The following is a 15,644-nucleotide window of genomic DNA, read 5'->3' as shown; positions in this document are numbered from 1 at the left end:
ACCACGCGAGGGCGCGACGTCGACAATTCGCGACGACAATTCGCGACGTTGCCGGCGGCACGAGGCGTGCACCCGCAGGCCCATCATGATCTTCCGCGCGCTTTTTGCGTTTCTTCCCTTGGTTCTTGTCGCGTGTTCGTCGGGTCAAGCCACCGAGGCTCCCGACTACGAAGAGAACCCCAAAGCGAAGGGGTTGCAAGAGCTCGTCGGCCACCTCGCAGAGTGGAACGGCCGCGCCGCCCACGACAGCACTCCCCGTCGCAACGACGCCTCCGACGGTACCGGCACCGATCGACGCCGGCGCCTTCGTGTCCGACGCTGGCCACAAGCCCACCCCGACGCAACCCAACTACGCGTGCAGCGATCTGGTGAAGTGCTGCGCCCTCGTCCCCGACATGATCGAGCGAGCCACCTGTTTGGCCATCGGCTACGGCACGAACGCGAGCCGCTGCACGAACATGCTCATCGCGTATCAAGTCGCCGGAGGTTGCAGCATCCTCGGCGTCGCCACGCCCGCGTCGTCGAGCTGCGAGCAACTCGACGAGTATTGCCGCACCTACGGCAGCGCGACGCCGGAAGACGCCGAGATGTGCGCGAGCTACTACCAAAACGGCTGCTGAGCGGGCGCCCTTGGCACACCTTGTCGTGCCAAACGCGTGAGGCCCAATCGCGGCCCTGGGCGCCGTCTCCGAAAGCGGGCAAGCTTGATGTCCGCAGGAGGTGCCATGTCCGTACTCGTTCCTTGCACGCGTTGCCGTCGGCACATTCAGAGCGACGCCGGCGCGTGTCCTTTTTGCAGCGCGGATGTGCCCGTCGACGCCGCCGCGCGGGCCGTGCCCGCCGCACGAAGCCGCCTCGATCGCTACGCCTTTTTTACGTTCGCGACGACGCTCGCGGCAGCGTGCAGCGCCGGCGGCACCGGTGATCTCGAGGGCGGCGATGGCGGTGCGACGAAGCAGGACGGCTCGGTGAAAGACGACGGCGGTCTGCAGGCGGTCTACGGCGCGCCGGCCGACGCGGGGCCGAAGGACGACGGCGGCATGCAGGCCGCCTACGGCATCTCGCCCTTCGACTCGGGCGGCGCGCAGCCGCCCTACGGCTTGCCGCCGCCGCCGAAGGACGCGGGCACGGAGTAGCAGGCAGCGTTCTCGTTTTGCGCCTTTCGTCCCCGTTTTACGGGTTTCGGGGACGAACGTTGCTGCACCACGCCGTAGAAGACACGGAGTCGACAACGCCTTCGCCAAGGACGCTGCCATGCCCTCCGATCGTCTCTACGGACTTCTTGTCTTGACGCTACTCTCGCTACCGCCTGCGCCGGCGGCCCGCCCGAGGACCTCGGCACCCATGCGGCTGAGAAGCGCATTTCGGCGGAGGACGAAGAAAACCTCGGCATCCTCGAGGTGACGCTGCCGAGCGGCTGGTCGCAAGTGCCGTCGAAGGTATCGGCGACGTACCGCGACAAGCTCATCACGATCGGCGCGCCGAATCGCCTCCTCGCCGGCACCGGCTGTCTCGTCCTCTCGAGCCCGCCGCTCCGCAACCTGAAGGAGTGTGGCGTCAAGGTTGTCGCAAGACAGACCACGAAATACGAGCTTGGATCGCTCGAGGCTCCATACTCCCCGCCGGGAACCGGAACGCTAGCGGTCGACTTTGGACCCCAGGCGGCACCCCAGGTTTGGCGCGCGGGTGTCAACGAACAGGGAAACACTCCCTGGATGGACGTGTGGCACCCGGGCTACGGCGATCCCGCGCGGGTCTTCGGAGGAGCGCCAGCAGCCCTGTCGTGACCATGCCCGGTGACTATTGGATCGGTTGGAACGTCCCGGTCCTCGGAGAGACACTGTTTGCGATCGCCCCGGGTAGCAACAAGACGATCGACATCACGCCGCCCGAGCGACGCGCGACCATCCGCGTCAAGGCTCCGATCCGCGAGCTGCCCGATGCGAGGCGCCGCTGCGGGACCGACAACCGCAACTTCATCGTCCATCGCCAGGTCGCGAATCCCGATGGATTGTTCGGCGAACCCGATGGAATTTCACAGCGCCAAAACGCTCGGCCAAGCAGCCAACAGCCCGCGCGAAGGCCTCGTCGAGTGGAAGAGCTTTCCACTTGCTCAGGACACCACAATTCGCGTGTTCCCCTTTGTCGCGTCTGAAGGCGCTCGCCACTACGAATGGATCGCCAACGACGTCGTGATTCCGATCGAGGTGCAGCCTGGCCAGGCCGTCGACCTCACCATGGGTCGACTCGATGTCGATCATGTGAAGGTCACCAAGGAAGACGGCACCACGTACCAAGCCACGGGCCAGTACCGTGTATGGCGCAAGGCGAAGGATGGGGCGTGGGTTCCCGTAAGGAGCGCGGTTCAGGCGGCCGACTGTCGAGCAACGGGCAATGTCGTTCACCCCACCGGCACCGGCATGGACCTTCCTCCGGGCGACTACAGCCTCGTTGTCGACTACGTGACGGCCGAAGGGCCGCAAAAGAAGACCGAGTACGTCACGCTCCCTTGAACGTTGGCAAGCTTGGCGAGCTCGTCGCCGTGATGCTGGCCGCCGCGGTTCGATTTGTACGCGCCGGTCCAGTTGGCCCCAAAGCGGCGGCCGCCAAACGCGTACAGGCCCATATTTGCGCGAATTCCCCGCACTTCGCGGCTGGCACGGTCGCTGCTCTAGGTGTGGTCACGGTGCAACGAAGCGCCGCACCCCGAAGGAGCCCGCTATGAAGACCACGACGAGCCAGCTTGAGACCCTCGACCTCGACACCCTCGCGAGCGTGCAAGGCGGCATCGACGGTCCGGGCTTCCCGTCGACCGACTACCCGTCACCGTTCGGTTCCGCTCGCACCGTTGGCGAGCTCCTCGGGGAACTCGGTTACGTCGGCAACTGCGACTACATCCCGCCGCAATTTCGCTGAGCACTGCCGCTACGAGATCGGCAGGTTCACGATGCCGCCGATGGGACCGCCGCGGTAGAAGTCCTGGACGCGGCGCATGTCGCCCTTGGCCACGGCGTACGCGGCAGCCGCAGCCGCGGCCCGCGTGGTGACGGTGCTCGCCTGACCCGCGACGGCGTTGCCCGTCTCCGGATCGAAGCCCGACACATTGCCGCCGGCGTCGATGCCGCCGTGCCAGCCGGTCTTCGTGAGGCCGTTGCCGTAGACGTAGATCCAGTTGGCGTTGCCCGGCGTTGAGTCGGGCCAAGCGTCGCGAATGGTCGGATCCTTGGGCGTGTCGCCGTGGACCGTGAAGACGATGCCGTCGGCGAGCGTGCGCGAGCAGCCCGACGGATCGGGGATCTGCCCGGCGTGTTTGATGAGGCCGTCGAAGATCTTGCCGAGCGTGCTGACCTTGGCGACGAGCCCGGCCATGTCGGCGAAGGCCGCGTGCGGATCGTCCAAGAAGGCCGGCAGGATTAGGCACGAGGTGAGGCCGAGCGAGAACGCTTTCACGCCCACGATGAAGCTGTCGGCGATCTCGAGGAGAGCCGTCTGCGTGCTCGCGTCGACGCCGTAGAGGGCGCGCTCTTGATCCGTGGGGCGAAGACGCTCCGAGAGGTTCTTCCCCAAGAGCGAGTTGGCCGTCTTGGCGTTGTCGAGAGCGCGAATCGTGGGTGACCTTGCCGGCGGCGGCGTTGAGACCGAGGAACGCCTTGTAGTAGGCCTCGTTCAAGGCCGCTGCCTTGGGGTTCTTGAGGAGCGCCTGCGAGGCCGAGCTGTTGAACAGATCGACGAGGCCAGCGGCGCTCCCCACGGTGACGAGCGGCGGTGCGCCGGGCGCCGTGCCGTAGAAGAGCGGCGTCACGCCGATGACCGGAACCAAGGTCGGGTTCGCGGTCTGGATCGCCGCGATGGAGGCGATCATGTTGGTGTTCGCGTTGATCTCCGTCGTGAAGGCGCCGGGCGTCTGCGAGTGCTGGGCCCCGTTATCGAGGTTCGCCCCGGCCATGAAGCAGGAGATCTGCTTGTTCGACGGCAGCGTCTTGAAGGGAGACTCGGGCGCGTAGACGAGCGGCTTGTCGGCGAGCGCCGGCGCCGCTTGCCCTTGTGCGTGAAACGCGAGATTCGCGCCGGTGCCTTGCGCGACCCCGACGTGAGGCCAGAGCAGTTGGAACCAGGCGAAGCCGCCGTTGCCGGCGACGATGTGGAACGAGCGCATCGTCGAGCTGCACGCTGCTTGGTCGGCCATGGCCACGCCGGCGGAGCCGCTCAGCCAATCAAGAAAGCGCGAGCGCTCGAGTCCGAGCGTCGCGCCGACGGCCGTCGACCAGCGAAGGAACTGCCGCCGCGAAGGGCCCCGCAAATGTTTGAGTCGATCGTCGGCCATAGTGTCCTCAGCTTTGCTCGTACGTGTTGCTCGCAAACGACCTTCGTGGCTTCTGGCTTTTCGCGCGCTTCACTCGCACGTGTGCGCCGCTTGGAGAACGGTCGCGACGGCGATGGCTTTGGCGTCGTCTTCGGAGAGCCCTTGCGCGACGCCGTCTTTGACCGCCTGGTTCGCGAGGAAGACGTGTTCACCTTTGGCAGGCTTGCCCATGAGGCACGCGAGTCCGTCTTTCGTAAAGGTCGTTCCGTCGTGGACCACCACGCCAGGGCAGGCGCCGGTGGGCGCGCCCGCGTTCTTCAAGATCTCCGGCGCCGCCGTCACCAAAACGTCGAACTGCTTGGTCAGGTTGGCCGTCGACGCGATGATGGTCTCCGGTGTCCGGCTCCCGTAGTTGGCCGAGCCCATGGCGATGCGGCCTTGCTCGTAGAGCTGATACGCGGCGCCAGACGGCGAGACGCCGCGCGAGAGGAGGAACCTACCGAGGCTCCGGACCGGGATCTTGCCGCAGGCGTGGAGCCGCGCGTAGACCTCTGGCGAGCCCACGGCTTGCTCCTCGACCTTGCGATCGACGGCGGTCTGCGACTTGGGATCGGTTCCCGGGTGCTCGTAGAGCGCGCTCGGCGAGCCGGGATCGACAGGACCGCCGCCGAGCGCATCGGTGGGTTGGCTTGGGGCGCACCCGCTCGCGAAGGACCAAGCGAGTAGCGCGAACGACAGTGAGAGCTTTCGGATTGTCATGGCGCCTCTCAGAACTTCACGAAGTCGTCGGATGTGAACACGGCGCGAACGAGCGGACGAACCTTGAATCCGTTCTTCGCAAACGCCTCGGCGAGGCCTTTCGTAACGATGTCAGGGATCGTCGCGAGCTCCGCCACGATGTCGCCGCGCGATAGCGCGTAGTTCCAGAAGCGGTTGGTGGCGCACAACGACACGTTGGGATCCTTGGCGATCTCTTTGACCGAGCCCCGTCAGGTCTTCCACCGGTGCGCCGCCGGCGCGCCAATAGTACTTCTCGCCGGGCGCCAGCCAGTCCGTCAGCGTCGCCGTCGGGTTTCCGGACACCGGGACCTTCACCTGAATCGACGGTGTGAGCGCGCCTTGCTCGTCGAACGTGGCGAAGAGCGGCGCTTGGTGGTTCAGCGTCGTGTGGCAGTTCGCGCACAAGACGGACGCCGTGTCGCGGAAGTCGATCTTCGAGCCGGGCCCGCCGGCGATGGTCTCGATCTTCCACGGGCTCGTGTAAGCGCCGCCGCCGAGCGCGATGGGCGCCGAGCTGAACTCGGCGGGGAACTTCGAGCAAGCGAAGGTCTCTTGCACGAAGCGAGCGCGGCGGAACGCCATGTTGCCGAAGTATTGCGTCATGAGGCCCGCGTCGGTCAGGACGCCGGCCGTCGCCGATTGCGCGCAATCGCCTGCGGTGAACTTGCCGGCTTCCGCGTCGAAGGTCGGGCAGGTGCCGCTCTTCGCGGTGAAGAGATCGGTGTAGGGCCTGTCTTCGACGACCAGCATCGCCGCGAAGCGCGCCGCGAAGTCCATCTTGCCGTCGCCGCCGGTGCGAAAGGTCTCGCGGAAGAAGCGGAGCATCTGCGTCGCGAAGCGCGTGTCCGCGAGGTAGCCGTCGATGGCCTTCTCGTAGCTGGCCTTGCCGTTCGCCTCGACGTCCTTGATCTCCGCCAACGTCGGAAGGTCGCCCACGAGCTTGAGCGCCGCCGAACGAAGCGCCTCGCCGTAGTCGAGCTTGCGCGCGTCGAGCTCCTTCTTGGCTTTCTCTTCGAGGGCGGCCTGCGCCGAGACCGGGGGCGCTGCGGCGTCGACTTGCGGAGCCGGCGCCGACTCCGAGGCGGGCAGCTCCTTCGGTTCGCTCTGGCAAGCGAGGGCGAAAGGCAGCGAGAGCGCGAGAGACCAAGCCGAGGGTTTCTTCATGGATGCTCCGTCGAAAGGCTCACTCGAGCTCAGCCCACGCCAGGATCTTCGTGACGAAGTCCGAGGTGGGCGGGATGTTCTTGCCGCCGCCGTGGTTACGGGTGTTCCCGCTCGTCGGCGCGAGGATCAGCGGGCTGTCCTTCTTGTTCGTCATGTTGACCCGCGTGAGGAGCTGAGCGCATGCAGCCGCGTCGTCGGTCCCGAGCTTCGACATGTCGACGGCGCCGACGGCGGACTTGTCGGCGCCGCCGTGGCACGCGAGGCAACCGTTGTCGGTGATGGCTTTGGCGGCGTTCTGCGAGAAGGCGGCAGCGGCTTTGCACGCGCGTGCTGCACCGAGCGCGGCGGGAGGCTCGAGCTTTTCGAAGCGAACCTTCAGTTGGGCCTTCGGCGGGAAGCTCACGATGGTGGCCGCGCCGGGCCCGAGCGGCGCCGTCTCCGCGGGCGCGAGCGTTTGATCGACCGTCGAGAACTGATCGGTCGGGTCGCGCCTCAGCGGGGCGTCCTTCTCCTCCGGGACGATGAGAAAGAGCGGATGAACGACCTTGAGCTTGGTCGCCGCGGCGCCGACGATCTCGACGTTCTTGAGTTGAAGAATGCTGGAGCCTTCGACGGAGTGGATTTCCGCTTCGAAGCGGAGCCGCGCACCCGCCGCGGCCTTGTTGGCGACGCTGAGGTCCACGTCGTTTCGGCCGGCTCCGACCGCGAAGGCCGCCGTTGTTGGCAACGCTGAGTCGTCGAGCGCTTGCGCCTCGGCCGTCAGCCACTTGACGACCTTCTCGCGGAGATCGACGAGCGACTTGTCGAGGAGGCTCAGGCCAAGGTGGTTCGGCTTGATCAGGAGCTTGCTCGAGTACACGTCGCCGAGCACGATGCCCGGGTAGCCGCGGATCGTGTCGTAGGCCGGCGCCTTCATCCACGGCGGGGCGCCTTCGAGCGCTCCGGTGCCGTGGCATTTGGCTCCGCAGTTCGCGACCAGCTGCGGCTCGATGTCGCGGTAGAGCTTCTCGGCGAGGGCCAGCGGGGCGGCGGCGTCGGGGCGTCCGCCATCCACCTCATTCACGCTCGCGGCGTTCTCGCCGAGGTACGTCGTCGGGCCGCCGCCATCGCTCGGGCTGCAGCCGACGGTCGCGGCGACTCCTGCCAAGAGTGGCAGAGCGAGGAGGACCGAACAGCTTCCAGCGCGCACAAAACTTCAATCTGCACGGAAGAGGCCAGCTTGGATCCCTTGAGGAGAACCCGATTTGAGCAATCCGTGGCCGCTAGGCGGCATAAAAAGCGTCGTTTGCGATCCAGGCGGCGAGCGGCCGCACCAGGTCCAAAACGCGGGCAATTCGGGCGAAATTCCTGCGTGCACCGTGGGGCGACGCGGTGCTGCGGGCGTGTTTGCATCTCGGCGCCGCAGGCAGCCGTGCGCTGCCGGCTCATGGAGCCAGCGTCCAAGCGCGCTGAGCCCGCGGCGGCCCACGGTTTCGCGCGCTCCGCTGGTGGCTCGCGCTAACGCCCTGCGTCGAGCCGATCGGCGATGATGCGAGCGGCCTCCGCGAAGGCAGGGTTTTCGGGCCTCTCCCGCGCGAGCCGCTCGTAGAGCTGGAGCGCGAGGGGCAAGTTGCCTTCCGTATAGGCGTCGGCTGCGACGCGCTCGAGGGTCTTCCCCTGCGGCGCGACCGGCGTCGGGAGCGCGACCGGTTGCGGCGGTGTCGGCGTCGGCGTTGTCACGGCGGTCGGGGGTCGCGGCCGTTGGCGCCGTGGGGACCGGCGCGACGCTGGGCGCGACCGTCTGCAGTGTCGCCGTCGTCGTCGCGGGGGGCGCGGGAAACGTGCCAACAGGCGGCAACGTGGCGAGCGGTGCCGAGGGCTTCGGCGGCGACGCCACGACCTCCGCCGACTCTTGCGCCGCCGGGTCGCCTTTGCGCGTCTTCGAGCCGTCGTCATCGAAGAGCAGCTTGAAGTACGACAAGAGCACGAAGGGTGACAGCACGAGGAGCACGCGCTTCGGGAGACTCGTCGCGTACCAATCGGCTTTCGCTCGCTCGAAGAGCGTGGGGGCCGGAGGTGGCGCCGGCGTCGCCGGAGGGATGGCCACGCGCGGCGCCGACACGAGGTCACGAGGGGTGCCGATGAGCGGCAACGGCTCGCCATCGAGCATCCCCCGAGAGCTCGGCCGAGGTGGCGGCGGCACCGCCACCGGCGGCGCGAACGATGGCGCCGTCGGCGGCGAGGGATTGTAAGGCGGAGCCTGGGGCGGAGGCGCGCTCGGTGCCGCGGCGGGGCCCACCGGTGAGCCGCCACCGATCGGCGCGAAGCGCGTGGACTCGCCGTCGGACGCGGGCACGAACGCTCCGCGGGCGAAGGGCGCGCCAGCCGCTGGACGCGGCGCAGCCGACACCTCGACGTGCCCCGCCGAGATCTCATCGAGGCTCGCGACTTGCGACGCGTCCCACGGGCCCCGCGGCGGCTCCGGCGCCGCCGGCAGCGCCGGCATCATCCCCGACTTCGGCGCCCCGATGGCGACGAGCGCGCCGGAGCGCGCCAACGAGTCGGTCTCCATGAGGTCGATCTGCGCCTGGCCAATGAGGATGCTGCTGGGGGCCCGCACCTCGGTCCAAGCCAAGCCGATGCGATGCCGATTCACCATCACCGGGTATCGAGCGTCGGCGCTCTGCACGAAGAGGCTGTCGCCATCAAAGTAGACGTAGCCGTGCACGTCGAGGACGCCTTCGGCGGCGATGCGCCACATGGCCGTGCGGCCGAAGCTCGTCGGATCGAGCATCGTTCCCGGCAACAGCGCGATCGACGCCGGAGCACCGACGCCGAGGCGAACTTCGAGGAGCAGGCCTCGCGTCATGCCCCCCGTCCCGAGGCAGCCAACCGTTTCGCCGCCTCGTGGACGCCGACGGGCAAGTCGAGGCCGTGCTCGTGAAGCTGCGACAAGAACTCCGGCACGACGCCCGTCGCCGCGAGCTGGCTCTGGACCTCCCCGCCGGGGCCGATGCCGAGGTAGGTGCGCTCGAAGATGTTCGCGAGCCGGTAGCTGTCGGTGGCCGTGTCGAAGCCGCGCACCTCGCTCACGTGGGTGACCTTTCGCGAACCATCCTGCAGACGAGAAACCTGTACAATGCACTGGACCGCGGAGCCGATTTGCATGCGCATGGCGACGAGCGGCATCTCGATGTCGCTCATGAGGGCCATGGTCTCGAGCCGCGTGAGCGTGTCGCGCGGGTAGGTGGCGTGCAGCGTCGACATGCAGCCGCCGTGGCCGCTGGTCATCGCCTGCACGAGGTCGAGCGCCTCGCCGGAGCGAATTTCGCCAACGACGATGCGGTCGGGGCGCATGCGGAGCGTGGCCCGGAAGAGATCGCGGATGGAGACGGCCCCACGGCCGCGCGGATCGGCGGGGCGCGCCTCCAGTTGGACCACGTGTTCGCGCTGGAGCTGAAGCTCCCGCGAGTCTTCGATGACCACCACGCGGTCGCCGTTGGGAATGAACGACGAGAGGGCGTTGAGCATGCTCGTCTTGCCGCTGCCGGTGCCGCCCGCCACGAGCACGTTGATCTTGGCGTGCACGATGGCGTGCAGGGCGCTCGCGACCTCCTCCGTGAGCGCGCCGAAGCCGATGAGTCGTTCGACGGTGAGCGTCTCCTTGAAGAAGCGACGAATGGCGATGTGCGGACCGTCGGGCGCGACGGGCGGAATGAGCGCCTCTACGCGTGAGCCGTCGGGCATGCGCGCTTCGAGGATCGGGTGGGCGTCGTCGACGTGTTTGCCGACGAACTGAGCCAGGTTGCGGAGCGCCGCCAAGAGCGCCTCGCGGCTTGGGAAGCGAGCCGTCGTGAGCTCGATGCGACCCTTGCGTTCGATGAAGATTTGGTTTGGGCCGTTGATCATCACCTCGCTGACGGTCGGATCGTCAAGGAACGGCCGCACCGGCGCGAAGAACTGCAACAGCGTCTCCTCGAAGACTTCACGGGGAATCTGCGCCGAGCTCATGGAACGCTCCGAAGGAGTCCCGCCTCCGCCTCTTCGGCGTGGCCGCCGCGGGGCGCGAGACGAAGGTATTCGCGGAAATGGAGATCAGCGGTCACGGGGTCCTTGAAAGACTCGCGCAGGAGCACGGCCAAGGCAATGCGCTTCTGCCTCCGCTGGCCGTTCGTCGATGACCCGCTCCAAATGACGCCGCGCCGGGTCCGATTCGCCGATGCCCGCGTGGATGGAGGCGACGACGAAGCGCGTGGCGGAGTCTTTGGGGTGCTTCCTGAGGTGGCCCTCGCCGTGTTCGAGCGCGGCCCGGTAGCGACCGTCGCGCACGCAAACCTTGAGCAAGAGCGGGATCACCTTCTGGCTGTCGGCGCCGGCCTCCAGGGCGGCGGCAAAATATTGCTCCGCCCGAGTGAGGTCGCCGCGCGCCGCAAAGGCCTTGCCGAGCTCGAGGAGCCGCACTGGCCTTTGATCGTGCTCGAAGGCTTCCACGTTGGCGCGCGCCTCTTCGCCGCGGGAGGCGCCGCAGCCGACGAGGCCAGCGCTGGTGACGAGCAGAGCGCCCGTCGCGAAGGTGCGCGTGCGCCGGCTCACGTCGCCGGACGCCCGAGCTTGCGCTTCAATTTGCGGTCGAGGTTGCTTAGCCATGCCACGTAGTCGTCTTGCTTGCCTTCTGTGAACTGGAGAAGGATTCGAACCTCGCGCCGAGCGGCCACGAAGTCGGCGACGCCGAGAAAATGCTCGAGGCGCACCCGGTGGGTTCGGTAGTCGAGGTCGATGTCCTTCTTGAGCGCGTCGGCAGAGGCTGCCGCGTCGGCAGCGGCGCGCGAATCTGCGGCCAGCTGAAAACACGACCCCGCCTGTTCGTAGAGCGGCACCGCGAGGATCCCCTCTTGCACGTAGAACGGGCGTCGCTCCCGTCGCGCGTCGGCGCTGGCGAGGCGCTCCCGCGCAAGAGCCAGGACCTGCTCGCGCGGCCCCTGCTGGGGGCACGTGGCGGCCGGCGCCGCGAAGAGGTTGGGGGCCTCGCGGGGAGCCTTCTCTTTGACGGGCGCCTCGTCGGTGAAAAACGTGAGGTACGCGCCGAAGAGAATGCCGATGAAGGCCAAGATGGAGATGGGGCTCGTGCTCTGGGTCTTCTTTTGCTGCGTCGCCGCCGCTTCCGTGAGCGAGACGATGAGCTGCGTGTCGCCGATGTGGACGGCGGTGCCGCTGGGCACGGGGCCCTGCGTGAAGGGCACGCCGTTGACCGTCGGCGCCGGTTCGAAGCTGAGCGCTTGCACGTAGACGCTGCCGGCGGTCACCTGGAACGTGAGGTGTTCGATGGCCGCGCGGTCCGTCGAGAGCCGGATGTCGCAGTGGGCCCCGCTGCCGACGAGGATGCGGTCGGCGTCGACGACGACCTGTTCGACCTGGCCGCTTTCGTGGCGGACCTGGACCAAGAGCGCGGTCATTGGCCGGCCTCGACGATGTTCAGGAGCGCGGGCCCCAAGACGAGGCCGAGGACGCATCCAAAGACCATCATCAACGGCAGCGTGATCTTTACGCCGGCCTGCGCGGCGAGCTCTTCCGCGCGCACCGAGCGGCGCGTGCGCGCGGTCGAGGCTTGAATCTGGAGCACCTCGGCCACCGGGTTGCCGCGCTCCTCCGCCTGAACGATCGACGAGCAAAACTCCTTCACGACCTCCGTCGGCACGCGGCGCATCAGCTCGAGCAGCGCGTCCTTTCGCGTGCGGCCGATGGACAAGGTTCGGAGGAGCGCCGTGAGCTCGTCGACGATGGGATCGTCGGGGTTGCTTGACTTGTCGACGACCTGCCGAACGGCGCCGGGGAAATCCAGGCCCGCGCTCATGGCCATGGCCATGAGGTCGGTCGTCTGCGGGAGGCCGCGCGAGATGTCGCGGAGCCGCTCCGTCGCGAGGCCGCTCAGGTGAAGCCAAGGCGCCGCGGCTCCGAGCATGGGCCCAAAGATGACCCCGACGGGGCCCAGCTCGAGCCAATACGAGAGCCCAAGGCCCGCCGCCGAGCCGAAGGCCGTTGAGAGGATCGTGAGGGCCACGAACTCCTCGGCGACCAAGCCAAGGCGGTCGCCGGCGAAGCCGAGTTGCTCGTCGATGGCGCTTCGCATCCGGTCCGAGACGAGGCCGCTGACGCGTACGCCGAGCCAGCGGACGAAGGGCTCCACGGTGGCCCACGTTCCGCCGCGCTGAAGGGCCCGCTGGCGCCGCATGCCGCGGAGGCCGAGGGCGCTGGCGCCGCGCGACGGCGACGCCGCGAGTAGGTAGCTCGTGATGCCCATGGCCGACACGAGCACCGAGACGGAGCCGTAGCGAAGGAGGTCGAGCGTTTGGTCGGGGGTGAGCATCAGATGTCGACGTCCAGGATCTTGCGGGCGATGAAGATGGCGGAGATCCACAGGAGACCGCACACGAGAACGATGGCGTAGCCCGTGAACGACTTGGTCAGCGGCGTGAAGAAGCCGGGCCACATGAAGTTCAGCGCGATGATGAGCGCGAGCGGCAAGACGGCGAGAAATCCGACCTGCATCTTGCCCTCGGCGGTCTTCGTGCGGACCACGCCCTCGAGGCGACCCATCTCGCGCAGCGAGGCCGCCGTTTGCTCCAAGAGACGCGACAAGTTGCCGCCCACCTGACGTCCGATGAGGACGGCCGACAGCGCGGCGTCGACCTGGCGACTCCCAATGCGCGCGGCCATGTGGATGAGCGCCTGGTCGAGCGTGGAGCCGACCTTCATCTCTTTGACGGCGAGCTCAACCTCCTGCCGCGTGGGCTCCGACAAAATGTGGATCGTCGACGCGAGCGCCGAACCGATGCTCGGCGTCGTTTTTAGTGCGTTGGCCAGCGCGAGCATGAACCCGTCAAGCTGCCGCTCGATGAGCTCCACCCGTGCCCGGCGCTGCCGCTCGATGTGGATCCATGGCCCTACCGCGATGACGAGCGCGATGGCGTAGGGTTGGGGGACGGGGACGAAGGCGCCGGCGGCCGCCAGCGCGACGAGCGCTCCCACTTGCCACAAGGCGATGACGCGGCCCTTCGTCCAGATGAACTGCGCGCGGAGCTTGCGCTCCAAGGCCGACGTGTACCGGCCCCAGTACTTCCACGCGAGGCTGCTCGTGTCGGCGAGCATGGCGAAGGTCATCGCGAAGAGGCCAAGGACGATGAGGCCGAGGGCTGCCGCCCGGAGGGCGGGCAAATTGATGCGCTCGAGCGCCTCGAGGAGCGACGTCACAGGTAGCTCTCCCCGGGAGCGACGAGCCCCATGACGATGAAGTCGCTGAGGTATGACGGAAGGTAGCCGGTCGCGCGGAAATCGCCGACGACCTGGCCGTTCGGGCCCGTACCTGTGCGGACGAACTCGAAGATCGGGCGCAGCTCGACGGCGCCTTCGTCGTCCATACCGATGACCTCGCTCACCGCGGTGATCTTGCGCGTGCCGTCGGAGAGGCGCGACTGCTGCACGATGAGGTGAATGCTCGCGGAGATCTGCTCGCGAATGGCCCGCGACGGGAGGTCGAGGCCGCTCATCAAGGCCAGCGTCTCGAGTCGCGAGGCGGCTTCCTGCGGCGTGTTCGCGTGGGTCGTGGTGAGCGAACCGTCGTGGCCCGTGTTCATCGCTTGGAGCATGTCGAGGGCCTCACCACCGCGGCACTCGCCGACGACGATGCGGTCCGGTCGCATGCGGAGGGCGTTCTTCACGAGATCGCGGATCGTGTATTCGCCGCGCCCTTCAAGGTTCGGTGGCCGCGTCTCGAGGGACACCACATGCGGCTGCTTGAGCTGGAGCTCCGCCGCATCCTCGATGGTTACGATGCGTTCGTGCGAGGGAATGGCGCCCGAGAGCACGTTGAGGAGCGTGGTCTTGCCGCTGCCGGTGCCGCCCGAGATGATGATGTTCTTCTTGGCGATGACGCTGCGGGTGAGAAAGCGAGCCACCGGCGGCGTGAGCGTGCCCAGTTCGATGAGGCGCTCCAGCGTGAGCGGCGTACGAGCGAACTTTCGGATCGTGATGCACGAGCCGCGGAGCGCCAGCGGCTTGATGATGGCGTTGACGCGCGACCCGTCTTTCAGCCGCGCGTCGACGATGGGCGACGATTCGTCGATGCGTCTTCCGAGGGGCGTCACGATGCGCTCGATGACGGCGCGGACGCGGTCGTCGTCGGTGAAGCGAGCGTCGCTGAGCACCAGCCGACCGCCACGCTCGATGTAGATGGTCTCTGGATCGACGACCATGATCTCCGAGACGGCGGGGTCGGAGAGGAATCGTTCGAGGGGGCCCAGGCCGAGCGCCTCGTCGGCCAGCTCGCCGATCAGCGTGTCGCGATCGAGATCCGGCGCGACGTTCGGATCGATGCTCCCGACGATGCGGCGAAGGGCGCCTAGCACGCGCGGCCTGATCGACGGATCATCGAGCTTCGACGGGTCCATGGTCGCGAGGTCGAGGTGCTCGAGGAGCACTTTGTGGATGCGCCTTCGAAGCTCGACGTCGCGCTTGCGCCGCTCGAGGGCTTCTCCCGTCAACGCCTGACGCTGCATCACGGCGGCGCTGCCCGTCGGCAGGGGATGCGCGCCGGTCCGCGGCGGAGCGCCCACCGGCGGGAGGGGTACCGACGACGACTGTTGCGGGGCGTGGGCCACCGGCGCCGGACCGCGGGCGGCGGCTTGCGGCGGCGCCACGTACGCTGGCGGCGGCGCGTAGACCGGCGCGTTCGCTTCGCGCATCGTCACGACCGCTCCCGTCGGCGGTCGCGGCGCCGGCAGGGGCGCTGGCAAAGGGCCGGCCGCTGGCGCGGGAGCGCCGCTCCCGGCGGGCATCACGACGAACGCGTTTTGAGTCGGCGGTTGCGGAAAGCCGCTTGGAAACTGCGCTGGCGCTGCCGCCAACGGTTGGGGCCCACCGAGCGGCTGCACCGGTGGCGCCGTCGGGCGCTCTCCGCCGCCGCCGCCGCCGCCTCCCATAGGAGCGATGTTGGTGGTCGCGCTCGGTCCGCCCCAAGGGCCGCCATCGCCGGAGATACCGCCGGGATTGCCCGAGGGCACCACCTGCCCCGAGGTGGCGGGGCGATCGGTCATGCGCGCGAAGAGGACGAACTCACCGAGCGAGATCGGGGTGCCGTAGGGCACGACGGCGGCCTCGCGCCGTAGCAGCGTCTCTCCGGCCATGGTCCCGTTGGTCGAGACGTCCTCCACGCGGAGCCCGTCGGGCGTGAGCTCAAGGACCGCGTGTTGACGCGACACGGTGTCGCTCTCGAGGCGGAGCTGACAACTCGTGTGACGCCCCACCACGACCTGCGAGCCGATGGGAAACATCTCGAAGCGTTCGGCCGTGGCCGAGCGCACGAGCACCTGCACGTTGGCCTTAGCGCTTCCCTGTGCCGCGAGCCCCGACATGATCCCTTGCA

The 15,644-nt window shown here is 67.9% G+C and carries 17 protein-coding genes; 6 read left to right on the top strand and 11 right to left on the bottom strand.

Annotated elements, in window-relative coordinates:
• The first annotated feature begins 308 nt into the window (after nt 1–308).
• The 5 genes from IPG50_07025 to IPG50_07005 all read left to right on the top strand — a co-directional run bounded on the left by IPG50_07025 (nt 309) and on the right by IPG50_07005 (nt 2,916).
• A complete protein-coding gene (locus IPG50_07025) occupies nt 309–620 on the top strand; it encodes a hypothetical protein (protein MBK6691944.1) in 312 nt (103 codons plus the stop codon).
• Nucleotides 621–725: 105 nt separating this feature from the next.
• The gene (locus IPG50_07020; GenBank protein ID MBK6691943.1) at nt 726–1,136 is read left to right on the top strand and encodes a hypothetical protein; all 411 of its coding nucleotides are present in this window, start codon (nt 726–728) and stop codon (nt 1,134–1,136) included.
• Nucleotides 1,137–1,400: 264 nt separating this feature from the next.
• Nucleotides 1,401–1,787, top strand: a complete 387-nt coding sequence (locus IPG50_07015; protein MBK6691942.1) for a hypothetical protein — start codon at nt 1,401–1,403, stop codon at nt 1,785–1,787.
• A 240-nt stretch (nt 1,788–2,027) separates the two neighbouring features.
• Entirely contained in the window at nt 2,028–2,513 is a 486-nt protein-coding gene (locus IPG50_07010) for a hypothetical protein (protein MBK6691941.1), read from the top strand.
• Between the two features lie 208 nt (nt 2,514–2,721).
• A complete protein-coding gene (locus tag IPG50_07005; protein ID MBK6691940.1) occupies nt 2,722–2,916 on the top strand; it encodes a hypothetical protein in 195 nt (64 codons plus the stop codon).
• A 9-nt stretch (nt 2,917–2,925) separates the two neighbouring features.
• Here the strand turns inward: IPG50_07005 and IPG50_07000 are convergent, their stop codons facing one another.
• On the bottom strand, nt 2,926–3,567 hold the full coding sequence (locus IPG50_07000) for a hypothetical protein (protein ID MBK6691939.1): 642 nt from the start codon (nt 3,565–3,567) through the stop codon (nt 2,926–2,928).
• A gap of 239 nt (nt 3,568–3,806) precedes the next feature.
• Between IPG50_07000 and IPG50_06995 the strand changes: the two genes are divergently transcribed.
• Nucleotides 3,807–4,004, top strand: coding sequence for a hypothetical protein (locus IPG50_06995; GenBank protein ID MBK6691938.1), 198 nt, complete (start codon nt 3,807–3,809; stop codon nt 4,002–4,004).
• A 389-nt stretch (nt 4,005–4,393) separates the two neighbouring features.
• Here IPG50_06995 and IPG50_06990 read toward each other — a convergent pair whose 3' ends face one another.
• From IPG50_06990 to tadA, 10 genes are all read right to left on the bottom strand, one after another.
• A complete protein-coding gene (locus IPG50_06990; protein MBK6691937.1) occupies nt 4,394–5,062 on the bottom strand; it encodes a hypothetical protein in 669 nt (222 codons plus the stop codon).
• 111 nt (nt 5,063–5,173) lie between these two features.
• Entirely contained in the window at nt 5,174–6,247 is a 1,074-nt protein-coding gene (locus IPG50_06985; GenBank protein ID MBK6691936.1) for a hypothetical protein, read from the bottom strand.
• A gap of 19 nt (nt 6,248–6,266) precedes the next feature.
• On the bottom strand, nt 6,267–7,394 hold the full coding sequence (locus IPG50_06980) for a hypothetical protein (GenBank protein ID MBK6691935.1): 1,128 nt from the start codon (nt 7,392–7,394) through the stop codon (nt 6,267–6,269).
• Nucleotides 7,395–7,442: 48 nt separating this feature from the next.
• Nucleotides 7,443–9,095: a hypothetical protein gene (locus tag IPG50_06975; protein ID MBK6691934.1), complete on the bottom strand. Its 1,653-nt coding sequence runs from the start codon at nt 9,093–9,095 to the stop codon at nt 7,443–7,445.
• Nucleotides 9,092–10,237 (bottom strand): CpaF family protein, encoded by a 1,146-nt coding sequence (locus tag IPG50_06970; GenBank protein ID MBK6691933.1) that lies wholly within the window; start codon nt 10,235–10,237, stop codon nt 9,092–9,094. The genes IPG50_06975 and IPG50_06970 overlap by 4 nt, the downstream gene beginning before the upstream one ends.
• 84 nt (nt 10,238–10,321) lie before the next feature.
• Nucleotides 10,322–10,819: a hypothetical protein gene (locus IPG50_06965; protein ID MBK6691932.1), complete on the bottom strand. Its 498-nt coding sequence runs from the start codon at nt 10,817–10,819 to the stop codon at nt 10,322–10,324.
• Nucleotides 10,816–11,679, bottom strand: coding sequence for a hypothetical protein (locus tag IPG50_06960; protein ID MBK6691931.1), 864 nt, complete (start codon nt 11,677–11,679; stop codon nt 10,816–10,818). Before IPG50_06960 ends, IPG50_06965 begins: the two co-directional genes overlap by 4 nt.
• Nucleotides 11,676–12,590, bottom strand: a complete 915-nt coding sequence (locus IPG50_06955; protein ID MBK6691930.1) for a type II secretion system F family protein — start codon at nt 12,588–12,590, stop codon at nt 11,676–11,678. The genes IPG50_06960 and IPG50_06955 overlap by 4 nt, the downstream gene beginning before the upstream one ends.
• Nucleotides 12,590–13,474, bottom strand: coding sequence for a type II secretion system F family protein (locus IPG50_06950; protein ID MBK6691929.1), 885 nt, complete (start codon nt 13,472–13,474; stop codon nt 12,590–12,592). The genes IPG50_06955 and IPG50_06950 overlap by 1 nt, the downstream gene beginning before the upstream one ends.
• Complete coding sequence (gene tadA, locus IPG50_06945; GenBank protein MBK6691928.1) at nt 13,471–15,633, bottom strand: Flp pilus assembly complex ATPase component TadA; 2,163 nt, start codon at nt 15,631–15,633, stop codon at nt 13,471–13,473. Before tadA ends, IPG50_06950 begins: the two co-directional genes overlap by 4 nt.
• Between the last annotated feature and the right edge of the window lie 11 nt (nt 15,634–15,644).

It is taken from the genome of Myxococcales bacterium, from assembly GCA_016703425.1.
Classification (GTDB): Bacteria; Myxococcota_A; Polyangia; order Polyangiales; family Polyangiaceae; genus JADJCA01.
Note: the sequence above shows the minus strand (reverse complement) of the source record. Positions and strands in the feature narration are given on the sequence as shown.